This window comes from Bradyrhizobium sp. CCGB01, from assembly GCF_024199795.1.
Lineage (GTDB): Bacteria > Pseudomonadota > Alphaproteobacteria > Rhizobiales > Xanthobacteraceae > Bradyrhizobium.
On record NZ_JANADK010000001.1, the window covers coordinates 113566 to 136447 of the forward strand.

Here is a 22882-nt window from a genome sequence, read left to right on the forward strand (position 1 = left end):
GAGAATATTGATATCGAGTAAAGTTGTAGCAGGCGAGCTTTTTCCGATCCGTCAGCCAATGTCGCTGAGCACAGCAGCGCTAGCGCAATAACAGTAATTCTCCTCAAAGCAGTTCTCCCTAGATCGCCTATTAATTGATGGCGACACCTCATCATAGAAGCTGTATTTCGACTTCAAGCTGGAACTAGGTCGCGCACACACAACTAAGGTCTAGTTCTTTGAGCCCAATAATGATCTTGAGGTATGAACGACCGGGCACCTAATGATTAGCTTTAGGCCAACTCCGCCGAGCCACCATTTACGGCCCGCCGCTCGTCATGTTGAAAACCATATCGCTCACGAAGCGTTTGAAAGATTCGTTCTCTACAAACTGCTTATAGACCTGCGCATCTTCCTTAAGGAGCGCCTGCATCACCCTGCTTAGGGCCTGGTCATGCGCCATGCGCGCGGTGTGCGGCGTGTTTGCTTTCGCGTTCTGATATGCGGTATCGGCTGCAACTTTCGGGGCAATATCCTGCCGGATGCGATTCACAACGCGGTCGGCGTCGGTAAATAGGGTGCCGAAGGCATCATTGAAGTTCTTCAAAATATTGCTAAGGCGGTCGAGTTCCGGTTCGGGTCTGTGGCCGCCTCCTGTCGTTGGCACCGGCTCAATCTCGGCTTCGGTATCCGCAAGCGCGATTTTCAGGCTGGCTTTCTTTTCGACACGGTAGCTGTCCATGTCGATGGCATCGAGAATGCCCTTCGCCAAATCCTCTTCTTGAGGTGCAGGCAACTTGGGAATCAGCAGCGTCAGGAAGATCGAGAGTTTTTCCCATCCGACGTTGCTGTACGGAAGGATGGAGGACAGGAAGCCATAGGTGCGTACAAACGCCTTGGCCTTACCCTTGAAGTCCACTTGTCCGTCTTCGTCGAGCGTGTTCGCGTACACGCCCACGCAAGAATCAAGGATCGGGTCGAGCTTGTCCCGGTCGGCTCCGCTTAAAAACAGGGAAACGAGATTCTCGATCTGATCCGGAGAATAAACCTGCGTGTTGTCGAGTTGCGCCTTGAGATCGTGGATCTTGTTGGGATCCGTTTCTTCAGCAAGAAGGGTTGTGCGGTAATAGTCCTGAAAGGCGAACGTAATCGCCTGGCTGTTGTTCTGGAAATCAAGCACGAAACAATCGTGCTTCTGTGGGTGTGCCCGGTTAAGCCGAGAGAGCGTCTGGACTGCCTTGATGCCCGAAAGCGGCTTGTCAACATACATCGTGTGCAACAACGGCTCGTCGTAACCAGTCTGAAACTTGTCGGCGCAGACCAGAAACCGGTAGGGGTCATTCTGGATTTTATCGGCAATGTCGCCGCTCGGAAAACAGTTGAGCGACGCCTCCGTTACTTTCGCGCCCTGATATTCATGTTCACCGGAGAACGCGACAATGGCCTGATAGGGGCTCTTGCGCTCTACGAGATAGGCCTTGATAGCATGGAAATACTGGATCGCACGCTCGATCCCGCTGCACACGACCATGGCCCGCGCCTGCCCTGCTATCTTGCCGGGGGCAATAACCTGATCGTGGAAGTGATCAACCATGATCTCGGCCTTGAGCCGAATCGCGTGGTCGTGGCTCTCCACGTACCGGCGCAGCTTCTTCTGCGCCTTCTTGGCATCGAATTCTGGGTCGTCCTCTGTCTTCTTCACCAGCTTGTAATAGCTGTCCACTGGAGTGAAGTTCTTGAGCACGTCAAGAATGAAGCGTTCTTCGATGGCCTGCTTCATCGTGTAGCTATGGAAGGGCCGGTGCTTCACCTTTCCTTCTGCATCCGGCGGCAATGCCTCGCCGAACATTTCCAGCGTCTTGTTCTTGGGCGTCGCGGTGAAGGCAAAATAGCTCGCATTGGCGAGCAGTTTGCGCGCGGCCATGCGCTTTTCCAGCGCCTCGTTCACTGTATCCTCGGTGTCCTCGCTATCGTCCTCTTGCTCCCCCTTGCCGAGCGCCTCACTCATCGCCGCCGAGGTCTTCCCACCCTGGCTTGAATGCGCCTCATCAATCAAGATGGCGAATGTCTTTCCGGCTTCCGCCGCGATTTCGTCGAGGATAAAGGGGAATTTCTGCACCGTCGAAACGATGATCTTTTTGCCCTGCTCGATGAACTTGCGAAGGTCGCCCGAATGCTGCGCGTGTCCAACGGTCGCCCCCACTTGCATGAACTGCTTGATGGTCTTTTGAATCTGGTCATCCAGAATGCGGCGGTCGGTGACAACAATCACCGAATCGAAAACATCCTTCCCGCCGCGCCGGATACCAATCAATTGGTGCGACAGCCAAGCGATGGAATTCGACTTACCACTTCCAGCGGAATGCTGAATCAAGTAGCGCTTGCCAGCGCCGTTCTCCCGAACAGCAGAAAGTGCCTTACGCACGACGCCAAGCTGGTGGTAGCGCGGCCAAACCTGCCTGCGCTTTCTCTTGCCCGTGCGCTCGTCCTTTTCTTCGACGATCTGCGCAAAGTTTTCGATAATGTCGGTCAGACCGTTGGGCGTCAAAACATTCTTCCAGAGATAGTCGGTCTTGAGGCCCTGCGGGTTTGGTGGGTTTCCCGCACCGTCATTGTACCCCTTATTGAACGGCAGAAACCACGAACCCTTGCCCTTCAATTCCGTACACATCATGACTTCGGTGTCATCGACAGCGAAGTGAACAATACACCTGCCAAACTCAAATAGCCGCTCGCGCGGATCGCGGTCGCGCCGATATTGCGCAATAGCGTCCTCCACGGTCTGCTTGGTGAGGCTATTCTTCAGCTCAAACGTCGCAATCGGCAGGCCGTTGATGAACAGGCACAGGTCAAGCGCCCGGCGGGTTTCATCCATGCTATAGGCAAGCTGTCGTGTGATCGAGAAACGGTTCAGCGCATGCAGCGCCGCCGCCTTCTCGTTCCCTGGCGAAGGCGTACCATAGAACAGATCGAAATGCACCGGCCCGTGGTCGATGCCCTTGCGCAATACATCGATGACGCCTCGCTTGCTGCCAAGCTCGGACGACAGGCGCGCAAGAAACTTGAGGCGGATGATGTCCTTCGGATCATCCGGATCGGCGATCCCAAGCTTCTTGAAAGAATTCGGCTGTGTGGTCCGCAAAAAAGCAAAGAGCTGCGTAACGTCAATCGCATGCGCCCGGTCGAAGCTCTTGGGACTACCGGCGACATACCCCGTTCCGCCAAAGGGCGGCATCTTTGCCGCAGCTGCGTCTGGCGCAACGGCAAGTCCGTCTTCGCCAGTCATGTGAAGCATAATAATAGTTTCGAGGCCTTTCTCGCTGGTATCAGTCGTCAAGCAGCGGCCTCCACGTCATCGGACTCATCACCCTCGATGAACTCGTCGTCGCCCACGGCTGCCTCCTCCGGCATACTCTCCTCTGGAAGCCGTGCTGCAACCTCACGCACATCAAGCTTGCCCGTCACGACATCGGCGACAAGCCGGGTGCGATACTCGCGCAAGAGTTCGATCTCGCGTTCAAGGCGAGAGATCGTGGAGTTCAAACCGAACAGCTCCGAGTCCAGTCTCGCCATTATCGCGGACTGCTCGTCCCGCGGCGGAAGCGCTACATGAATTCCACCCATCCTGTCGCTGTATAGTCGCAGAAAGCCCGAAGTGCCGGTACCAAGTCCTTTCGATTCAGCACGAAACTTCGCCCTTACAGTCCGACTGCGGAAAAGTTCACCGAGGAACTCCACATTTGCATCGCCAATGGGATCAAGCACCGCATAATCCGGGCTAACTAGCCCAGTTAGCCTTGAGGCGAAGATCAGCCCATTGCCCGCTTGCATCCTATTAACCACAAACTGGCCTGGCCGCACGATTTTGAATCCGACCAGCGATGCCGCTTGAGGTGGTCTAGAGAAATGCTCGGAGAAGAGGACAAGTCCATGGTGCATCCGCATCGACAACAATGGCTCGGCCCCGGTTGTCGAGCGCTCGTCCACTTCTCGAAGCAGATACTTGATCCTGCTAACCTTCCAATGCTGCGGAATATTACCAAGCCAATCGACGCCTGAGGGCTTAAGTGGCACGTCGACATCAAATCCGCGCGTGACGGCACGATGGATGATGGCGTCCTTTTGCTCGTTCAACAACAAAACAACATTCTGCTTCGCGCGGATCGCCTTTTCCAACCGCGCGTTCGCGTAGTTCAGGAATCGTACGATTGCCGCCATCTCCTCTGGGGGCGGTTGGGGCGTCTTCGCGCCCATAAATCTTTCAAGGGGAATCGTGTTTCTTAGACCAGAATACAAAGGACTGAGAAGCTTCCGATCATCCATCGCACGATAGAAAAGCTCGAAGTACTGCGCCTTCGACGCCTCGACCATTTCGAGAACGGTGTATGCGCCAGTTATCATTCCGTCGTGAGAAGACAGACCGACTGTACGCGGGGTTTCTGGCACATCAAAAAAGCAAAAGACGAGATCACCTTTTCGCACCTCTTGCGAGCTGCCTATGTCCGACGAGAACTTTCCCTTTCCAGTTGAGATGTCACGCACGATCACGCCCTGCTTGGTCAAAGACAGCAATCGGTAATCGCTGTGCCGCTGTCCAACAAGCACCTTTCTTTTTCGCACAAGGCCACGATTGGGAACGAGATCCCAATGATCTGGGACATCTCCTACCCAAGGCAGACCTGACGATTGATGGCTGGGATAAGGGTTGAGACGAGCAATCATTCTGCAGCCACTCCCAACAAATCATCAAGCAATCCCTCTGCCTCACGTTCGGCGGCAATGATGTCAGTGCGGATTTCCTCGAGGGTACGCAGCGCCTTCGGTCTGTAGAAGTGGCGGGTGAAGCTCACCTCGTAGCCGATCTTGGTCGCGTCATCCTTGATCCAGGCATCCGGGGTATAGGGCAAGACTTCGCGGCGGATGAATGCTTCGATACCGCCTTCTTCGAGCAAAGGTACCTGCTCGGTGTCGCGCAGCTCGGGATCCGGCTCATATTCGACGACAACGGGCTTGCCTTCGACCGTTGCCTGGAACAGCCCCCGCAGCGGGTCGGCCTCGGCTTTGCCCGGCTTGTGGGACTTCGCAATGACCCGAGGGGCCGTTTCAACCCGCCAGCTCACGGCCCTCAAGATCAGTTTCTTGTCGGGAGCTGAGAGCTTAACACCGGCGACTTTCAGCGCGGCGTCGACGTGCCTGCAGAAGACGTTGTGATCTTCAAAAAGATGATCCCCCATCGCCTCGCGCAAGGCTGTAGCGGTTTCAACGAGGCGCGCATCACGCGCCCAAGTATCAGCGTCGAGCAGTTTCTTTCTTTTCTTTTCCGGCAGGCCTTTCTTTGTACTGCCTCTGTCCTCACTATCATCATCCTCGTCGTCCGCGCCCCATTCCGACAGGCGTTTCTCAAGTTTTTCGGAGATTTTTCTGAAGTCCACAAACAGGGCGTCGCCAAACTCCTCGTACAGCGCCGCGCGGATATTTTCATCGCCGGACGCAAAGCGGAGCGGCTCAATCAACCGCAATGAAAGCTGGCTATGCAAGCGTAGCGGGCGCTCAACCGTTACTTTCCAATAGCCGAAAGCAGCGCTAGGAAAGATTTTGGATTCCGGCGTCTCCTTAAAATCGAGGAATAGGCGACTGATATGCTCGATGTCTTCGGGCGACAGTTCGCAATTTTTCTTCCCGAGATTCTTTCGCAAGGGCTTGAAACGCTGCGTCGCGTCGATGAGTTGCACCCTGCCCTTGCGCTCATTGAGCTTCTTGTTGCTCAGGACCCACACATAGGTCGCGATTCCGGTATTGTAGAAGAGGTTGAGCGGCAATGCGATGATGGATTCCAGCCAATCGTTTTCGATAATCCAGCGCCGAATGTTGCTTTCGCCCTGTCCCGCATCGCCGGTAAATAGCGACGATCCGTTATGAACCTCGGCAATCCGGCTTCCCAAGGCCGAGTTATGATTCATCTTTGAGGCCATGTTGGCGAGAAACAACATCTGACCGTCGCTGGATCGGGTGATGAGCGAGAGTTCTTCGTTATCGTGCATCACCTTGAAACGTGGATCGCGGATACCCTCCTTCCCGCCCATGGCTTCAAGGTCCTTTTTCCAGCTTTTTCCGTATGGAGGATTGGCCAGCATGAAATCGAATTCCCGCGCCGGAAAGGCATCATGCGAAAGGGTTGACCACTCCGCGCCGCCGACGATGTGCTCGGCGCTCTCACCTTCGCCTTTTAGCAGCATGTCAGCCTTGCAGACTGCATAGGTTTCAGGGTTGATCTCCTGCCCGTACAGAAGGCACCTGACATCCTGTTTGCGTTTCTCGGCGATGGCCGTAAGCGTTTCCTCAGCGACGGTCAGCATTCCGCCGGTGCCGCAGGCGCAGTCATAAAGAAGATACGTGCCCGCCTTGATCTGATCCTTGATCGGCAGAAACACGAGATTAGCCATAAGGCGGACAGCATCGCGCGGTGTCCAATGCTCGCCCGCTTCCTCATTGTTTTCCTCGTTGAATTTGCGAACGAGCTCCTCGAACACCGTGCCCATGGCATGGTTATCGATCCCAACGGGAGAGAGGTCGATTTCCGGGTCCAGAAATTTGTTGATCAGGGCGCCGAGAGCATCCGCCTTCGACAGCGTGGGTATCTGATTGCGGAATTTGAAGTTGTCGAGAATGTCCTGAACGTTCGGCGAAAAGCCATTCAGGTAGTCCTCGAAATCCGCAAGAAGCTGTTGCTGGCTACCGCGTGATCTGAGATCGCGGAGCGTGAATTTCGACGTGTTGTAGAACGCTTGACCGGCGGCTTCGCAAAGGGCGGCACGCTGCTCGGTGATGTGTGCTTCATCAAGCATTTTCTTCGTGTCGACGACAGCCTTCTTGGTGGGCTCCAGCACGGCATCGAGACGACGTAACACGCACATCGGCAGAATAACATCGGGGTACTTTCCACGCTTGAATAGGTCGCGCAGGACATCATCCGCAATACCCCAGATGAACGACACGATTCTGTTATGCGTTGCTTGATCCATTTTGTCGCTTAGCTTTCCTTATCCGGCCAAGAAATCTCCGGTCACGCTCCTCGTTCTGCGTGACGCACTGGCGCCGCCGCAGGCGCTTTCGCCGCTTTCAGCCGTTCGTATTCCTACACCGACATCACCACGACCACCCCCCTGCCGTGCTTTTCGATCGTGACCGGCCCGGCACGCGCAATGTCGATCAGACGGCCAAAACCGTTCTTCGCGTCTTTCGCGGAAATTGTCTTCATTCGGGAATGCCCCAGCGTGCGCATAATGGACAAAATGGCTATTTCAGGCAATACGGGCATGCAGGGAAGTGGACAAGTTTAGCGGGAACAGTTGGTTGCCCTGACAAGCGCGCGCGAGCGCGCATTAATGCGAACGTCGCCCGGATGGTACTTCTGGTTAATAGTCCAGCAACTCCATCCCGAGCGCCTTAAAAAGATCTCCAGGTCGGCCTTGGTCAATAACAATGGAGATGGCATTAACGACCTCATCCGCGCTGGGCTCGTTTACGTGCGCACTGTCATTTCTCACGTTGGCAAGATTCTGAAGCCTGTCGAAAAAGCCGCGGCTCTGCAGGAGGTCTCGTCCCCGCCAGTTGGCTGAGCGAATGTGCGTCCTAAACGATTTAAGTACGGCCGGATCCGCGGAAGAAAACGGCCTTGCAGTGTGTCGGAGGAGACGTACGATCCCACCCATGGACGGCGGACGCCCGCCTGCAAGAAAAGCATCGACGTCCCGAAACCGATCATCGGGCGCAAGCGGCCCTCTGGCGTTTGCATCGCGGAATGGAATTAGCAGACGGTCCACGAGGAGCTTCTCGGCCACCTTCGCGGTGAACATAGCCAGCGCAATCTTAAGCTCAGCAAGGTTTGTGAGGCTGTGGTGAGCACCTGCGAGCCACCCCGAGAGGGGAGGGCCCAGTGCTAGGATCCAGGGCCATTCGGTTTCGGCCGCGCGTGTTTGCGACGCGGGAAGCGCGGTGGCGGCCAACTTGCCAGCTGCCACAAGCTCACCGAGCCGATATCCGAGGTCCTCGCTACCGTACTCCAGGAGCCCCGGCCGATGCCCGGCAAGTATTTCGGTAGCTCTGTCGAGCCGCGAGAGGCCAACGAGTGTTTCGACCGTCAGACGGAGTGTCCGAGGTTCAGACGGGCGGCGCCGCAGTGCGTCGACCAGAACGGCTTCTGCCTCGTCATCTTCGCCCAGATCCACCAACGCATTGACGTAGACGGCGCGCGCGAGAACGCAAGATGGATCACGTCGCATCGCTTCGTGCCCGCTTTGGCGAGCCATCTGCAATTCGCCGCGCCAGCGGGCAACCGCGGATAGGACAGCGTGTGCTAAGGCATCAGGCCGCCCTTCAGGATGCGAGTAACCATCAGCATCCGAGCCGCCCGCCACAGGCATCGCAAGCCGCTCAGCCGCATCCGGATCGTCGTTCTCAAGCGCCACTAACGCCAATGAAATCTGAGCTGGTACTTGCTGTTCCATTCCTTCCAGGAGCACTGGAATGTCCTTTGAGCAACCAGCCGCTCGAGCGATTTCCGCGTTCAAGATTCGCCAATCTCCGTCATCCCAGCGTGGCCATTCGAACACTGCGCTCACCAGTTCGGACAATTGCTGGAATCGCTTTGACTGCAGCAGTGCGAGGGCATAAAGCTTGTGGATATCCGCGCTCGGCGAAAGAAAGAGGGATTGGTCATCGGGATCGTGCAGGATCGAGTGCACGTCTTCGGGTGGAATGACCCTCCCATCATGGACTAGAGCCTCAGATGCGAAGTCCGCCGCCGTAGCTGGCCGACCCGCCAGCATGTGTCCTTCGGCAAGCAGGATCGAGCGCTGCGGCGAGGGGTCCCATCTATCCATAAGAGCGGAGACGAAGTGCTCCGCCAACGAAGGTTCGCGCAGGTCCTTGATGCATTCGAACGCATTTAGGAAGGGCAGGACGAACGGCCGTTCGGTCTCGACTGCTTTCCGGTAGGCCTCGATTGCGGCTGCTCGCAACCCGGCCTGATTCCGAATATTTCCCAGAACGGTGTGAAACCGCTCGCCCGCCGGGGGTCTCGACTCGATAAGGGTTAGGGCTTCCGCAGTTCTACCCAGACGATCGAGCGCGACCGCCTCGTTGACGCTTAGAATGCCCTCGGCATCGAACGGAGCTGCATCCCGCCAGGCCTGGAGAGCCAGTTCATCGTCGCCAGCCTGACTGCCATCGTGGCTAGACCCGACAGAAACTCGAGCTGTTCGGAATGTTCGGCGTGCGAGCGCCGTCGCCAGGCACGATTGAGCAACACGCGCCTGCCAGGTGCCCCAATGTGCTCTCCCACCGCGCCGACGATCACTAAGTATTCGCGCGGGTCCAGTGTTTCGTCGCAGAACGCCGCAATGAGCTCATCCTTTATGAGCGGGTGCACACTGGGAATCTGCTTAGTTTCCTTCCAGAGCCTTCGCGCATCGATCGGACGCCCCGCCGAAAGAAAGGCTAGGATCAAATTGTCCCGATAGAGCCCATTGCCGGGTTCAAGCGCCACCGCCTTCTTGTGGTATTCAATCTCGGTTGAGTAGTCCTGTTCGAGATAGGCAAAACTGTTGCCCATCAAATGTAGGGCGCAGGCGTAGTGTGGGCTGTCTGGCCCCATTTCGTCGATGGCTGTTTGAAGGTAATTGCGCGCTCTTACGACATCCTCATGCATTGTACGCGAGGCGAAATTCATCAGTGCGAGTGCGCTGCGCGGGTTCGCCTCGATCGCCTTGCGATACATGGCCAGTTCGCCGTCGGGATCCCCAGTCTTTTTCGCGATCAGACCAAGAATGGTCCACGCTTCGTCTTTATCGGGATCGGCAGCAACTACACTATCGAGGAGAGGCTTCGCCTGGCTCAACTGGCCCGCGACGTAGCGAGCGTAAGCTAGATGGTAGGCGGCAGAGATATCTGCGAGATCGCGATCATGGACGGCCTTAAGCAGGTGGACCGCCGCTTTGGCCTGTTCCGTCGGCGGATGCCGGGCTAGATCAGGATCGCCGAAGCCAATCTTGCGAAGGATCGCCTGCTTTCGCAGTGCTCTCAGGTCCTCACCTTCCTGCAACGCCGAAAGCCGTTCGCGGTCGGACCGCGTAGCGTTTGGTAAGTCAACGGCAAGGGCTAAGGACCGTATTGCCGCTTCGCGTTTGCCCGCGCCGATCTCGGCCAAGGCCTTCAAGGAAAGAACGTCCCTTGAGTCTGGCGCAAGTTCGGATGCCTTCTGAAGGTACGGCAGGGCAAGCGAGTCCAAACCTCTGCTACTTAGGATCCATCCGAGATCCATCAAACACGCGATGCTGGGATTTGGCAGGTTTGCTCCCTCAGTCAACGCATCAATGCCCTCGTTGATGAGCGACTCGTCTTCATCCAAAAGGCCATTGAAGACGAGGTATTCACCCAACATCCACCATTGATCAGGTGATCTTCTGTCTGCCGACAAGCCACGTATTGCCAAGATGGCACGATCACGATCAGACCTTGGTGGATAGCTGCGCGCGAACACCCCAAGATGGCCCAGTTCATAAGAGCTACCCGTTGCCGCTTGTACGATCTTGGACGACTTCCCACCCGCCGAGTACTTGTGGCGATTCCTACGAAAACCTCGACCCACTTTGCTGAACCTCTCGCCCCGTAGCTTCGTTATTTAATGTGTTGCTCAGCGCGCGTACTCAGACTGCACGCCGGCTGGCGGCAAACGGCCCTCCCGATAGTCGAACCCACGAGCTTCGGGGATGTAATGGAACATGGCGCTGGGAATCTTCCCCAATTTGGCTCCCCGACTTCCTCTGCAACGCCGTCGGTCGGGGTCGTAACCGACGACGATTTGGCCTGTGAAGTAAGACAGCGCAGCGGCGGCTGTGGAGGCATCAAAATCCCAGTCGGTCTCGATCAGAGCTCCACAAAATGGTTTGTTATCCTCGGCCATGTTTCTTGTGATTCGTAATGTTGCTTGGGCCTTTGCTGACTGACACGCTGTGATTTGTAGGTCAACGCGCCTAAAGGCGAAGTCGGTCGGACGGCAAACCAATCAAAGCTAGGAGCTCCAGGATCGTCATGAAGGAATGGATTGCTGTGTTAAGAGCTGCTGACGCTGCCGCGCGGTGGCACGTTCACCAGCGACGCAAAGGCGCAGCTCAAGAGCCCTACAGCTGGTGATTGCGGCCCTCCTGCACGATGCCATCGAAGATCAGGAACTTCCCTACGAGCTCCTTGCAAGAGAGTTTGGAGCCAGGGTTGCCGCGACCGTCGCGGAAGTGACCGATGATAAGTCGCTGGACAAGGCAGAGCGTAAGCGGCGTCAAGTCGAGCACGCGCCGAAAAAGACCGACGCCGCGAAACTCATCAAGCTCGCCGACAAGGCCAGTAACTTGCGCGCGATTGCGTTCGCGCCCTCTCCCGACTGGTCAGTCAAACGCCGCCTCGAATATATCGATTGGGCCAGGAAGGTTGTTCAGGGCTTGCGGGGGGGCCTCCCTGCATCTCGAGGAACAATTCGATCGGGCAGTCGAGGATGCTGAACGGTCGTTGGCCGTTCCCAAATCGCGGACCTGAGGAGTGCGGGGCATGCCATCGCCAAATCTCCTCCTTCACATCCCCCATAGCTTCGGGCTCATTCCGCCTGATGAAAGAGCGCAACTTGCTCCTGATGACGGAACGCTGTCGCTCGAGTTGCTTGGTATGACAGATGCATTCACGGACGACCTGTTCCCACTCACGCCAATCAAGGCTGCGCGGGTGGTATTTCCCGTCAGCCGCCTGATCTGCGACGTCGAACGATTTCCCGACGACGCCGACGAACCGATGGCAGTGCGGGGCATGGGCGCCGTCTACGTGAAGACAACGGATGGGCGGCCTCTGCGCGAGCATTTGACAGCAGCCGAGCGGGCCCGAGTCATCGAGACCTGGTACCGTCCCCATCATAAGAAGCTCACAGATTTGGCGGCGCAGCTGATTGCCGGGGGGGAGGAGCTGCATCATCGTCGATTGCCACAGCTTCTCATCGCGACCTCTGCCGCATGAACCGGACCAAGACCCGGCTCGGCCGGATATTTGTATCGGAACGGACAATTGGCATATACCCGCACGTTCGCGATGAGCTGGTTGCCGCAGCGTCCGCTGCCGGATTTTCCGTGCTCATCGATCGTCCCTTTGCCGGCGCCCTGGTTCCTGCAAAGCACTATCAGCGCGAGCCGAGGGTCCAAGCCGTGATGATCGAGGTCAATCGACGGCTCTACATGGGATGAAGAGACCGGCGAACGACTGCCGGGCTTTGGCGCAATTAGGCAGGCGATTTCGGAGATGTTGGCGCGATGGGTCGCTATTCCCAATGAATGAAGCGGTGAGCGCTTGCAAATGCGCTGCTCCAGCAACCCGAAGGGCCTTGTGACAACGATTTTCGCGTCGGAGAAAAGTTCGAGAAGCGCTGCGAAGGTCGAGGGATATTGTTAGCGCTCCCTAAGTGAATCGAACCTTGGATAAGACTTGAGTGCGCTCAACGTTTGAGCGGACGAACAGAAATGAACCTGGCGTAGCTTGGGTTCTGGCGGCTCCTCCACCCAATCGCAGATCGTTTTGGCGTAAAGGATTCGACCTTAAAAAGGGTTGCTCTAAGCGAATCCTACGCACTCGCAAACCCGCGGCGCATTGGAACCGGCGGGCCTTCCGGGGCGTGCCCAAGGGCCAAGGATTCGAAGACCGAAAAGTCAAGCAAGGATTCGGCTGGGTGACGGACGCAAGAGCGATGTATGCTGGGTGCTCCACAAGGGTGCTACACACCGTTTCACCCAAGCCTGCGACATAGCCTTGTTTTGCCGGGGTTTCCCTAGCTCTTCGGACGCGTGGCGGAGAGGGAGGGATTCGAACCCCCGATAGGCTTGCACCTATGCCGCATTTCGAGTGCGGTGCATTCAACCACTCTGCCACCTCTCCTGAAGGCGCCATATAGGAGCAGGGCCCCTGTGGTTGGGGGCGTTAATAGGCGAGGATGGCTGGCCAGACAAGGCGCGAAAGGGGAAAATCCGCTGCCTCTTTCACCCGCCGTTCTTCAGCCCGGAGGAACCGCCATGGAGCATCTCACGATCGAGGCTAACGGCGCCAAATTCCACGTGGCTCGCGCTGGAAGCGGAAAACCGCTGCTTTTGCTGCATGGTTGGCCGGAATTCTGGCTGACCTGGGAGCCGGTGATATCAAGGCTTTCGGACCGATTCATGCTGATCGCGCCCGATCTGCGCGGCTTCGGCGACAGCGCCAAGCCGGACGGGCCCTTTGGGCCGGACAGCCATGCGGCGGACATGCTGGCGCTGATGGACGGGCTCGGCATCGACCGATTCGGCGTCGTCGGCCACGACGTCGGCGGCGCGGTGATGCAGCCGCTGGCCCGGCAGGCCGAGGGGCGGCTAGCCGGGCTGTTTTTCTTCGATTTCGTCTATCCCGGCATCGGGCCGCGCATGGCGGCGCCTGATAGGCTCAACCACATCTGGTACCAGTCCTTCCACCAGATGGAGATGGCGCCTGCGCTTGTCGGTGCGAGCCGGGACAACTGCCGGCTCTATATCAGCCACTTCCTCAAGGGCTGGGCGCATCGCAAGAACGCCTTCGACGATGTCCTCGACGCCTTCGCCGACAATTTCTTCAAAGACGGCAACCTCGCCGGCGGCTTTGCGCATTATCGCGCCTCACATGCCGGGCGTGTTGCGATGATGAAGGGCGAGGCGCCGCAAGCGCCGCCGATCAATGTGCCGACCTGCGTGCGCTGGGCCGAGCACGATCCGCTGTTTCCCTATGCCTGGACCGACCGGCTGGGCGAGACGTTCAGCGAGCTTGATCTCAAGATGTTTCCGGACGTCGGACACTTCCCGCATCGGGAAGATCCCGACCGCGCGGCCGCGGAGATCGGGGCGTTCTTTCAGCGCATCGGCTGGAGCTGAACGCGGCCGAGAAAGATCAGGCGTCTCAGCCGCCAAACACGGCCAGGGCCGTGAAAAGAACCGGCAAGGTCCCGAGCCCGACCACAGCGATACGAAACAAGAGATCGTTGCTCATGGCAGGCATTTTAGGCGCGAGAGCGCGACCGGCCAGTGCAGTTTGTGCCAGTATGATCCGCAGGACTTCACGGGCGTGGGAGCGGAAGCTCCGGGGGTGGGACCGCCAGACGCGGTAAACACTGGCGGTCCCGTGCCGCTCATTAAAATACTGGCTGGGAAGGGCGGCTTCGCCGGCCAGGTGAGGCGACGATTCGACCCTAGCGTGCGGCCGGGGCGCTGCAACGCAAACCGGTCCTTAACCTAACCAGTCAAGGTTACTCCTTGTCCGCCTTGCTCTTTTTCTTCCCGTTCTCAGTAGAATCCCGGTCTTTTCCGTTGTCCTTGCGGCGGTTGGTGAAGCGGGCATTGCCGAGCCCGGTGCCGATGGTGAGCACGCCCCAGCGATCGACGTCCTGCATGAACGGCACTTCGGAGAGGCCCTGAACCACGCCGTCATTGTGCATCAGGATCGCGGTGTCGTGCTCGCCGATCTCAGGAATGCCTTCGATCAGGCTCGCCGGCAGGTTGAACTTGCTGCTCTCCCAATTGCCCGGCAGGTTCTGCGCGCCCTTCTCGATCGAGCCGTCCGCGTCGATCACGCCGGGACAGGCGATGCCGACGAACGGCGCAAGCTTGAAGCCCTCGTTTCCGGCCTCGGTGATCAGCCCCTTCAGCATCTTGATGAGCCGCTTCACCGCGCCCTCGCGGGTCGGCTCGTCGTCGGCATGACGCCACAGCTCGGATTTCACCACCTTGGCCTTCGACAGGTCCTTTGCCTTCTTCCAGCTGGTTTCCACCAGGCCGCAGCGGATGTTGGTGCCGCCGATGTCGACGGCCAGGATGCTGTCATGGGCCTCGAAGATCCAGGACGGCGCCAGATGCAGCGCGCCGAGCAGGCCGGCTTCGTCGGGGTGATGGCGGATCGGCATCATGTCGATCTTGAAGTCCTCGGCCTTGAGGATGATCTCGGTGCGCGCGATCGCGAGCTCGCCGAGCCTGGAATCGCGGAAGCCGCCGCCGACCACGATGCGCTCGGTCTTGGCCCAGGCCTTGGTCTTGAGGAAACGCCGCGTGACATAGGCGAGCTCCTGGGCGAAATCCTCGATCGCGCTGTGCACCACCGCCGAGGCCTCGGTGTCGTCGCCGACTAGGATGGCGTCCAGCGTCTTCTTGCTGATGTTCTCCGACGGCTCCTTGCCGAACGGATCCTCGCCGGTCTTGCGCAGCGGCTTGCGCCAGCGGTCGAGAATCTCGCGGAATGCGCCCTTGCTGGCGCGATCGCCGAGAAAACCGTCCTCGTCCTTCATCTCGATATTGAAACTGTCGACGTCCACCGAAGGCAGCCGCGCGGCGCCGTGATGGGCGATGCCCGTCGTCTTGACCAGTTCGTCTGTTGCCATGGGAGCCCTTGCCCGCTTACCTGTTCCGGCCGGGACAACGGCGCGGGAACCCGTTGGTTGCAAGCCGGCCGCAGATTCGGCCGATGCGCCGGAAGGGGCTCAAATCCTTCAAATCCGGGCCTTTTCCGCCCGCTTTTCCTTGACTCTCGGCGATCGGCGGCTATAAGTCCCACGACCGGCGCGGGGCGTTTCTCGCGCCGCTTGTTTTTGCGTGGGTTTTCAAAGGGATAACTCCCGCCCGCACAAAACTCGCATAAACCCATAGCGACTGACAAAAAGCCGGCCCGGACGATTCCCGTCGCGAGGCCGGGATTTGAACACGGAGAAAAAACGATGTTCGCAGTCATCAAAACCGGCGGCAAGCAATACCGCGTCGTGCCGGATGATGTTCTCGAAGTAGGCAAGATCGAAGGCGAAGTCGGCTCGATCATACAGTTGAATGAAGTTCTGGTGGTCGGCGGCGACACGCCGATCCTGGGCATTCCGACGGTGGCAGGCGCCTCCGTTGCGGTCGAGGTGCTCGACCACAAGCGTGGCCCCAAGGTCATCGCGTTCAAGAAGCGCCGCCGCAAGAATTCGCGCCGCAAGCGCGGCTATCGCGACGAGATCACGGTTCTGCGCATCTCCGAGATCCTGACGGACGGCGCCAAGCCCACCAAGGGCCCGCGTCCGAAGAAGGAGAAGGTGGCGAAGGAGCCGGCAAAGGAAGCCGACGCCGCATAATTTGATCACGCGCAATCACAAATTGATGCGTGGGAAATTGTGAAATGATTCCGTCAAGGAATTGATCTAGAAGTACGCAGGATTTTGGAGACGAGCCATGGCTCACAAAAAAGCAGGCGGTTCATCGCGCAACGGTCGCGATTCAAAGGGCAAGCGCCTCGGCATCAAGGCGTTCGGCGGGGAAGTCGTGATTCCCGGCAACATCATTGCGCGTCAGCGCGGCACCACCTGGCATCCCGGCCTTAATGTCGGCATGGGCACGGACCACACTCTGTTCGCCAAGATCGAGGGTCGCGTCACGTTCCAAGCCAAAGCCAACGGCCGCACCTTCGTATCGGTGCTCCCGCTTGCAGAGGCGGCCGAATAGACGGTGGACCAAATTTGGAGTCCGCCGGGTCCCTTACCGAACCGGCGGAGTCCAGATCACAGAGATCTAAGGCTCCAGGGGAGGCGGGAAACCGGCCTCCCCTTTCGTTTGACTAGCTCACTTTTCACTTAGTGACTTTGACGGAGCCGGACATGTTGCAGGATTTCTCGAGCGTGACCTTGCGGGAGGCGAGACCCAGCGTCGTCGCCACCGAGCGGCTGACCTTGCGGCGGCCGACTCTCGCCGACGTCAGGACCATCGCCCACCTCGCCAACGACCGCCGTGTCGCGGAAAACACCCGCCGCCTTCCGCACCCCTATTCGCAGGACGACGCCGTCGAATTCATCCGCGCCACCGCCGTGCTCGGCAGCGAGACCGTGTTCCTGATCGAGCACGACACCGGGCCGGTCGGCATGGTCGGCATCGACTGCTCCACGCCCGACAATGCCGAACTCGGCTACTGGCTCGGCGTCGAGCATTGGGGCCAGGGCTTTGCCACCGAGGCCGCGCGGGGCGCGATCGACTTCTTCTTCGAGGAGTTCGAGGATGAGCATCTCTATGCCGGTGCGCGCGTCACCAATCCGGCCTCGCGCAACGTGCTGGAGAAGTGCGGCTTCCAGTGGAGCGGCGTCCAGCTGCATCGCTTCCTGGCGCTGGGCTCGTCCACGCCGGTCGACTGCTTCCGCCTCTCACGCGGCGTGTGGTCGTCGCTGAAGAGCTGGAGCAGCGCGCGGCGCGTGAGGTAGGCGCCCGCTGTCGTCCCGGGCTCGCGCTACGCGCGCCCCGGGACGACAGCGGAGCTACGCCGGCGGATTCACCTCGACACTCTCACGCCCGAGATCACGCTCCCGCAAGTAGATGTAGAACCCGGCGCCGATGATGATGGCGGCGCCGATGATGGTGGCGATGGACGGCACGTCGCCGAACACTACGAAGCCGAAGATCACGGCCCAGACGATCATTGAATATTGATAGGGCACCACGACGCTGGCCGGCGCCAGCTTGAGCGAGCGGTTGACGCAGAACAGCGCCGTCACCGAGACGCAACCCGCCAGCGCGAAGATCATCAGGCTGCCAGGGGTCGGCGGCACCCAGTGGAACGCGGACAGCACCGCACCGAGCGAAAACGTGCCGACGAATTGCGACGACGCCATCACGATATCGGGTGTCTTGCGCAGGCTGCGCGTGATCAGCATCAGCGTCGCAAAGGACAGGCTGCCGCCGAGCGCGATCAGCGCCGGCAGGCTGACCGTCTGCGCCGACGGCCGCAACGCGATCAAGACGCCGCAGAAGCCGATCAGGATGGCCGTCCAGCGCCGCCAGCCGACCTTCTCGCCCAGGAAGATCGCCGACATCGCGGTGACGAAGATGGGGCCGGCGAGATAATAGGTGATGACGTCGGCAAGCGGCAGATAGACGGTGGCAAGGAAGAAGGCGGCCACTTCCAGCGTCGACAGCACGACGCGAAACAGCTGCAAGCGCGGCCGCTCCAGATGCAGGAACTGGTGACGTTGCCGCCAGACCAGCGGCGACAGCAGCAGCAGCGCGGCGCAGGCACGCAGGAACAGCAGCTGCCCGACCGAATACGTCCCGACCAGGAACTTGCCCATGGCGTCGCCGAACGAGAACATGAAGATCGACAGCACCATCAGTGCAATGCCGGCCAGTCGCGCCGAGCGGTCGTCATAGGCGGAGAGATTCTTGAAGAGGGGCATTGGCGCCGTTTTAATCACGTGGACGCGGCGGACAAGCCCGCATCTGCCGATTGAACGGATTGTCGCACTCTTCGCGGCGCGATAGCGATAGGCGTCAGCCCAACCAAAGAGCCAGGAAAAGAGCCAGGACATGACCGACTTCGACCCGACACAGCATCGCATGATCCCCGCGCAACGCTGGTTTGAGGATTTCGTGGTCGGCGAGCGCTTCGTGCTGCCGAGCCGCACCCAGACCTCGGCGGTGTTCGCGGCGTTCCAGACCGCGAGCGGCGACACTCACCCCGTGCATTACGACGTGGAATATTGCCGCAGCCGCGGCATGCCGCACCTGCTCGCCCACGGCTTCCAGACCTTGATCCACACGGCTCCCGGCGCGGGCCTGTTTCCGTTCATGGTCGAGGACTCCCTGGTCGGCTTCCTCGAGCAATCGAGCCGGTTCCTCAAACCCGTCTTCGCCGACGACACCATCTATCCCGCGCTCGAGGTCACGGAGCTGGTGCCGGGTCGCACGACCGGCGCGGTGACGCTCAAAAGCACCGTGTTCAACCAGCGCAAGGAGCTGGTGCTGGAGGGGATGCAGAAATTCCTGATCCGGAGACGGCCGGGCTGAGCCACCTCGCGGCGCCGGCGGACGAGGCGGGATCGGCGTGGGCTCGGCATGAACCGCCGCGAGCAAAGTGCCGACAAAGCCCGTGCACACCCCGACCGTACAATGATGGCCCGCAATGGCATTGCTTCCGCCCTGCTCCGAGACACTTAAGCTTTCGCTCCAGCGCGCGACGTCGACCGCCCGGGCGCGGGGCCGCGCGCATCCCGACCCGCAGGATCTGCTGATCGCCTTGATCGACGATGACGACGCATCGCCGGTGATGCTGGCTTGCAGCATCGACCTGGCGCGCTTGCGACGGGATCTCGAGGCCGCCGGCGCAACGACCGGAAACCCTTCAGGCGATGCACCGGCTGCGACAGGCCTGGGCCATGTGCTTCAGCTCGCCTTCAACGAGGCGCAACTGTCCGAACGGCAGGTCGTGACGGGCGCCGATATGCTCATCGAGCTCTTCGCCGAGCCGGTCGGGCGCTTCCTTCAGGCCCAGGGCGCAACCCGTTACGATGCCCTCGTCTATTTGAGCCATGGCATTGCCAAAGGCGCGAAGGCAGATGGCGAAGCCGATAGCGGGGCGCCTTCTCTCGAGGTCGTGCTTCTGAACGACCCCTATACGCCCTCGGAATTCGTGGTCTCGGTTCTTGAAAACGTCTTCCAGATGAGCCGCGAGCGCGCGACCGCGGTGATGTTTTCCACCCATTCGCGCAAGCGCGGCTCCTGCGGGATATTTCCCCGAACCGAGGCTGCGGCCTTTCGCGCGAGAATCCAGAGCCTTGCGGCCGCCCGTCAGCATCCGCTTCGCTGCGTGCTGCTGCCGGCCGGCGAGGCATTGCGGGCCCAGGATCGACCGTCGCCGGATTGAGGCAGAAGCGGGATCGGGGGGTTAAGCAAGCACCGAAATTTGCCGATTTTCCTGCTTTTCACGGAGAAGTTCGGGTTGCCGCATCCCCGCCCCTGCCCTACCTATGGCCCATGAAATTCCTCGACGAAGCAAAGGTCTATATCCGCTCCGGTGACGGCGGGAACGGCTGCGTGGCGTTCCGCCGCGAGAAGTTCATCGAATTCGGCGGCCCCTCCGGCGGCAATGGCGGCCGCGGCGGCAATGTCGTCATCGAGGTCGCCGACGGCCTCAACACGCTGATCGACTACCGCTACCAGCAGCATTTCAAGGCCCAGAAGGGCGAGAACGGCTCGGGCTCGGACCGCCACGGCGCCAACGGCAAGAACATCGTGCTGAAGGTCCCCGTCGGTACCCAGATCTTCGACGAAGACCGCGATACGCTGATCCACGACTTCACCGATGTCGGCGAGAAATTCGTGCTGGCCGAGGGCGGCAATGGCGGCTTCGGCAACGCGCATTTCAAATCCTCCACCAACCGCGCGCCGCGCAACGCCAATCCCGGCCAGACCGGCGAGGAGCGCTGGATCTGGCTGCGGCTGAAGCTGATCGCGGATGCCGGCCTCGTCGGCATGCCCAATGCCGGCAAGTCGACCTTCCTCAGCAAGGTCAGCGCAGCGCGGCCCAAGATCGCCGACTATCCCTTCACCACGCTGCATCCGCAGCTCGGCGTCGTGAATGCCGACGGCCGCGAATTCGTGCTCGCGGACATTCCGGGTCTGATCGAAGGCGCGCATGAAGGCACCGGTCTCGGCGACCGCTTCCTCGGTCATGTCGAGCGCTGCCGCGTGCTGCTGCATCTGATCGACGCCACCTGCGAGCACGCCGGCAAGGCGTACAAGACCGTGCGCAAGGAGCTCGACGCCTATGGCGGGCTCTTGACCGACAAGATCGAGATCGTCGCGCTGAACAAGATCGACGCGGTCGAGCCGGACGAGTTGAAGAAGCAGAAGGACCGCTTGAAGCGCGCCGCCAAGAAGACGCCGCTGTTGCTCTCAGGCGTGACAGGCGATGGCGTCAAGGAAGCGCTGCGCGCGCTTGTCGAGGTGATCGGCGAGGCCCCGGTGTCGGCCAAGGCCAAGAGCGCGGCCGAAGCGGAGCCGTGGTCGGCCTGATCTCTCTACTGTCGTCCCCGCCTAGTGCGCAATTGCGCACGGGGCGCGGGGACCCATACCGCGTGATCGGTCGGTTGCGGCCGGTCGTAATACCGAACGACGGATCTTCGTCAAATTACTCTCTGTGTTTATGGGTCCCTGCGTTCGCGGGGACGACAGTGGAGTGTATGGCTGCAGGCACACGCATCGCTGAAACCTTGCCATCGCCAGCGCGATAGCGCAGCATCGAACAATCAAGAAACGACAGGGGCGAGGCATGGCGCGCGCGAAGAACGTTCTCTGGATCATGTGCGACCAGCTTCGCTATGATTATCTCGGCTGCACCGGCCATCCCACGCTGAAGACGCCCAACATCGACGCCATGGCGAAGCGCGGCGTGCTGTTCAGCAAGGCCTATGTGCAGTCGCCGATCTGCGGCCCGTCGCGGATGTCGTTCTACACCGGGCGCTACATGCGCTCGCACGGCTCGCACTGGAACGGCTGGCCGCTGCGCGTCGGCGAGCCCACGCTCGGCGATCATCTCAAGAAGATCGGCGTGCGCAACGTGCTGGTCGGCAAGACCCACATGGCGCCCGATCTCGAAGGCATGAAGGCGCTCGGCATCCCGCCGGAATCGATGATCGGCGTGCATGTCGCCGAATGCGGGTTCGAGCCCTATGAGCGTGACGACGGCCTGCATCCGACTGGACGGCCGCGCCCGAAATACGATGAGTATCTGCGCCAGCAGGGCTTTGAAGCGACGAACCCCTGGGAGCACTGGGCCAATTCCGGCGCGGCGGAAGACGGCTCCTTGCAGAACGGCTGGCTGCTCGTGCACGCCGACAAGGCCGCGCGCGTGCCGGACGAGCATTCCGAAACGCCCTACATGACGCGCCGCGCGATGGACTTCATCAGCGAGGCCGAGACCGACGGCCGGCCGTGGTGCCTGCATCTGTCCTACATCAAGCCGCACTGGCCCTACATCGCGCCAGAACCCTATGCCAGCATGTATTCGACGGATGACATGATCCCGGTGATCCGCTCCGAGCGCGAGCGGCAGAATCCGCACCCGGTGTTCGGCGCCTACATGGACATGCGCTACTCCCGCAACATGGCGCGCGACGATGCCCGCGAGAAGGTGATCCCGACCTATATGGGCCTGATCACCCAGATCGACGACCAGATGGGCGTGCTGATGAAATTCCTGGAGGCGCGCGGTCTCCTGGACACCACCATGATCGTGTTCACCTCCGATCACGGCGATTACCTCGGCGATCACTGGATGGGCGAGAAGGACCTGTTCCACGAACAGTCGGCGAAGATTCCACTGATCATCATTGATCCCTCGAAGGAGGCCGACGCTACGCGCGGCACGCGCAGCGATGCGCTGGTGGAAGGCATCGATCTCGCTCCGACCTTCGTCGATTATTTCGGCGGCAAAGTGCCAGGCCACGTCCTCGAAGGACGCTCACTGCTGCCGCTGCTGCGCGGACCGACGCCAGCGGATTGGCGCAAGGTCGCATTCTCCGAATACGACTACGCCATGCAGGATGTGCGGCTGAAGCTGAACCAGCCGATCGAGCGCTGCCGCCTCTTCATGGTGTTCGACGGCCGCTGGAAATACATCCACGCCTCCGGCTTCCGCCCGATGCTGTACGATCTCGAAACCGATCCGGAAGAATTTCTGGATCGCGGCGACGATCCGGAGTGCGCCGGCGTCATCGCGCGGCTACAGGCCGAGCTATTCGACTGGGCGCTGCATCCCAACGACCACATCACCACGCCGCGCGAGAAGATCGCGGCCTATGCGGACAACCAGCTGCAGGTAAAGGGCGGGGTTCTTATCGGCATCTGGGACGAAGCCGAGCTCGCCGCGATCAAAGACGGCATCGCCCAGCGCGCGAAGATGTGAAGGTACTCTTCGCCTCTCCCCGCCTGCGGGGAGAGGCCGACGCGCCCGAGCGATGCGAAGCATCGTCTCGCGCGCGGCGGGTGAGGGGGACTCTCCGCGAGCCCAACTGTCACCGCCCCCGCGGAGACTC

20 protein-coding genes and 1 tRNA gene are annotated in these 22882 nt (G+C 59.9%); 11 read left to right on the forward strand and 10 right to left on the reverse strand.

Annotation, left to right across the window (positions count from 1 at the left end):
• Positions 1-298 precede the first annotated feature (298 nt).
• From NLM25_RS00450 to NLM25_RS00480, 7 genes are all read right to left on the reverse strand, one after another.
• The gene (locus tag NLM25_RS00450; protein WP_254135644.1) at positions 299-3316 is read right to left on the reverse strand and encodes a type I restriction endonuclease subunit R; all 3018 of its coding nucleotides are present in this window, start codon (positions 3314-3316) and stop codon (positions 299-301) included.
• Positions 3313-4701 (reverse strand): restriction endonuclease subunit S, encoded by a 1389-nt coding sequence (locus NLM25_RS00455; RefSeq protein ID WP_254135645.1) that lies wholly within the window; start codon positions 4699-4701, stop codon positions 3313-3315. Before NLM25_RS00455 ends, NLM25_RS00450 begins: the two co-directional genes overlap by 4 nt.
• Entirely contained in the window at positions 4698-7001 is a 2304-nt protein-coding gene (locus tag NLM25_RS00460; RefSeq protein ID WP_254135646.1) for a class I SAM-dependent DNA methyltransferase, read from the reverse strand. The genes NLM25_RS00455 and NLM25_RS00460 overlap by 4 nt, the downstream gene beginning before the upstream one ends.
• A gap of 113 nt (positions 7002-7114) precedes the next feature.
• Positions 7115-7237 (reverse strand): type II toxin-antitoxin system Phd/YefM family antitoxin, encoded by a 123-nt coding sequence (locus tag NLM25_RS00465; RefSeq protein WP_254135647.1) that lies wholly within the window; start codon positions 7235-7237, stop codon positions 7115-7117.
• 157 nt (positions 7238-7394) lie between these two features.
• On the reverse strand, positions 7395-8999 hold the full coding sequence (locus NLM25_RS00470) for a M48 family metallopeptidase (RefSeq protein WP_254135648.1): 1605 nt from the start codon (positions 8997-8999) through the stop codon (positions 7395-7397).
• Between the two features lie 128 nt (positions 9000-9127).
• A complete protein-coding gene (locus NLM25_RS00475; protein ID WP_254135649.1) occupies positions 9128-10456 on the reverse strand; it encodes a tetratricopeptide repeat protein in 1329 nt (442 codons plus the stop codon).
• Positions 10457-10672: 216 nt separating this feature from the next.
• Positions 10673-10942 (reverse strand): hypothetical protein, encoded by a 270-nt coding sequence (locus NLM25_RS00480; RefSeq protein ID WP_254135650.1) that lies wholly within the window; start codon positions 10940-10942, stop codon positions 10673-10675.
• A gap of 226 nt (positions 10943-11168) precedes the next feature.
• Between NLM25_RS00480 and NLM25_RS00485 the strand changes: the two genes are divergently transcribed.
• The 3 genes from NLM25_RS00485 to NLM25_RS00495 are packed head-to-tail and all read left to right on the forward strand — an operon-like array spanning position 11169 to position 12260.
• Entirely contained in the window at positions 11169-11534 is a 366-nt protein-coding gene (locus NLM25_RS00485; protein ID WP_309143576.1) for an HD domain-containing protein, read from the forward strand.
• A 46-nt stretch (positions 11535-11580) separates the two neighbouring features.
• Positions 11581-12036: an N-formylglutamate amidohydrolase gene (locus tag NLM25_RS00490; RefSeq protein WP_254135651.1), complete on the forward strand. Its 456-nt coding sequence runs from the start codon at positions 11581-11583 to the stop codon at positions 12034-12036.
• On the forward strand, positions 12033-12260 hold the full coding sequence (locus NLM25_RS00495; protein WP_254135652.1) for an N-formylglutamate amidohydrolase: 228 nt from the start codon (positions 12033-12035) through the stop codon (positions 12258-12260). The genes NLM25_RS00490 and NLM25_RS00495 overlap by 4 nt, the downstream gene beginning before the upstream one ends.
• 595 nt (positions 12261-12855) lie before the next feature.
• Here the strand turns inward: NLM25_RS00495 and NLM25_RS00500 are convergent.
• Positions 12856-12945 (reverse strand) — tRNA-Ser (locus NLM25_RS00500).
• Between the two features lie 134 nt (positions 12946-13079).
• Between NLM25_RS00500 and NLM25_RS00505 the strand changes: the two genes are divergently transcribed.
• A complete protein-coding gene (locus NLM25_RS00505) occupies positions 13080-13943 on the forward strand; it encodes an alpha/beta fold hydrolase (RefSeq protein WP_254135653.1) in 864 nt (287 codons plus the stop codon).
• Between the two features lie 371 nt (positions 13944-14314).
• Here NLM25_RS00505 and NLM25_RS00510 read toward each other — a convergent pair whose 3' ends face one another.
• Positions 14315-15439, reverse strand: coding sequence for an ROK family protein (locus NLM25_RS00510; protein WP_254135654.1), 1125 nt, complete (start codon positions 15437-15439; stop codon positions 14315-14317).
• A gap of 333 nt (positions 15440-15772) precedes the next feature.
• On the opposite strand from NLM25_RS00510, the gene rplU reads away from it, so the two are divergent.
• From rplU to NLM25_RS00525, 3 genes are all read left to right on the forward strand, one after another.
• On the forward strand, positions 15773-16162 hold the full coding sequence (rplU, locus tag NLM25_RS00515; protein WP_254135655.1) for a 50S ribosomal protein L21: 390 nt from the start codon (positions 15773-15775) through the stop codon (positions 16160-16162).
• Between the two features lie 97 nt (positions 16163-16259).
• Positions 16260-16529, forward strand: a complete 270-nt coding sequence (gene rpmA, locus NLM25_RS00520) for a 50S ribosomal protein L27 (protein WP_008137923.1) — start codon at positions 16260-16262, stop codon at positions 16527-16529.
• Positions 16530-16681: 152 nt separating this feature from the next.
• Positions 16682-17275 (forward strand): GNAT family N-acetyltransferase, encoded by a 594-nt coding sequence (locus NLM25_RS00525; RefSeq protein ID WP_254135656.1) that lies wholly within the window; start codon positions 16682-16684, stop codon positions 17273-17275.
• A gap of 54 nt (positions 17276-17329) precedes the next feature.
• Here NLM25_RS00525 and NLM25_RS00530 read toward each other — a convergent pair whose 3' ends face one another.
• The gene (locus tag NLM25_RS00530; protein ID WP_254115081.1) at positions 17330-18244 is read right to left on the reverse strand and encodes a DMT family transporter; all 915 of its coding nucleotides are present in this window, start codon (positions 18242-18244) and stop codon (positions 17330-17332) included.
• Between the two features lie 130 nt (positions 18245-18374).
• Between NLM25_RS00530 and NLM25_RS00535 the strand changes: the two genes are divergently transcribed.
• From NLM25_RS00535 to NLM25_RS00550, 4 genes are all read left to right on the forward strand, one after another.
• Positions 18375-18854 carry a MaoC family dehydratase gene (locus tag NLM25_RS00535; protein WP_254115080.1) on the forward strand — a complete coding sequence of 160 codons (480 nt, stop codon included), beginning with the start codon at positions 18375-18377 and terminating at the stop codon, positions 18852-18854.
• A gap of 115 nt (positions 18855-18969) precedes the next feature.
• Positions 18970-19710, forward strand: coding sequence for an ATP-dependent Clp protease adaptor ClpS (locus NLM25_RS00540; protein ID WP_254135657.1), 741 nt, complete (start codon positions 18970-18972; stop codon positions 19708-19710).
• Between the two features lie 110 nt (positions 19711-19820).
• Positions 19821-20861, forward strand: a complete 1041-nt coding sequence (gene obgE / locus NLM25_RS00545; protein ID WP_254135658.1) for a GTPase ObgE — start codon at positions 19821-19823, stop codon at positions 20859-20861.
• A gap of 256 nt (positions 20862-21117) precedes the next feature.
• Positions 21118-22752, forward strand: coding sequence for an alkaline phosphatase family protein (locus NLM25_RS00550; protein WP_254135659.1), 1635 nt, complete (start codon positions 21118-21120; stop codon positions 22750-22752).
• Positions 22753-22882: the final 130 nt, after the last annotated feature.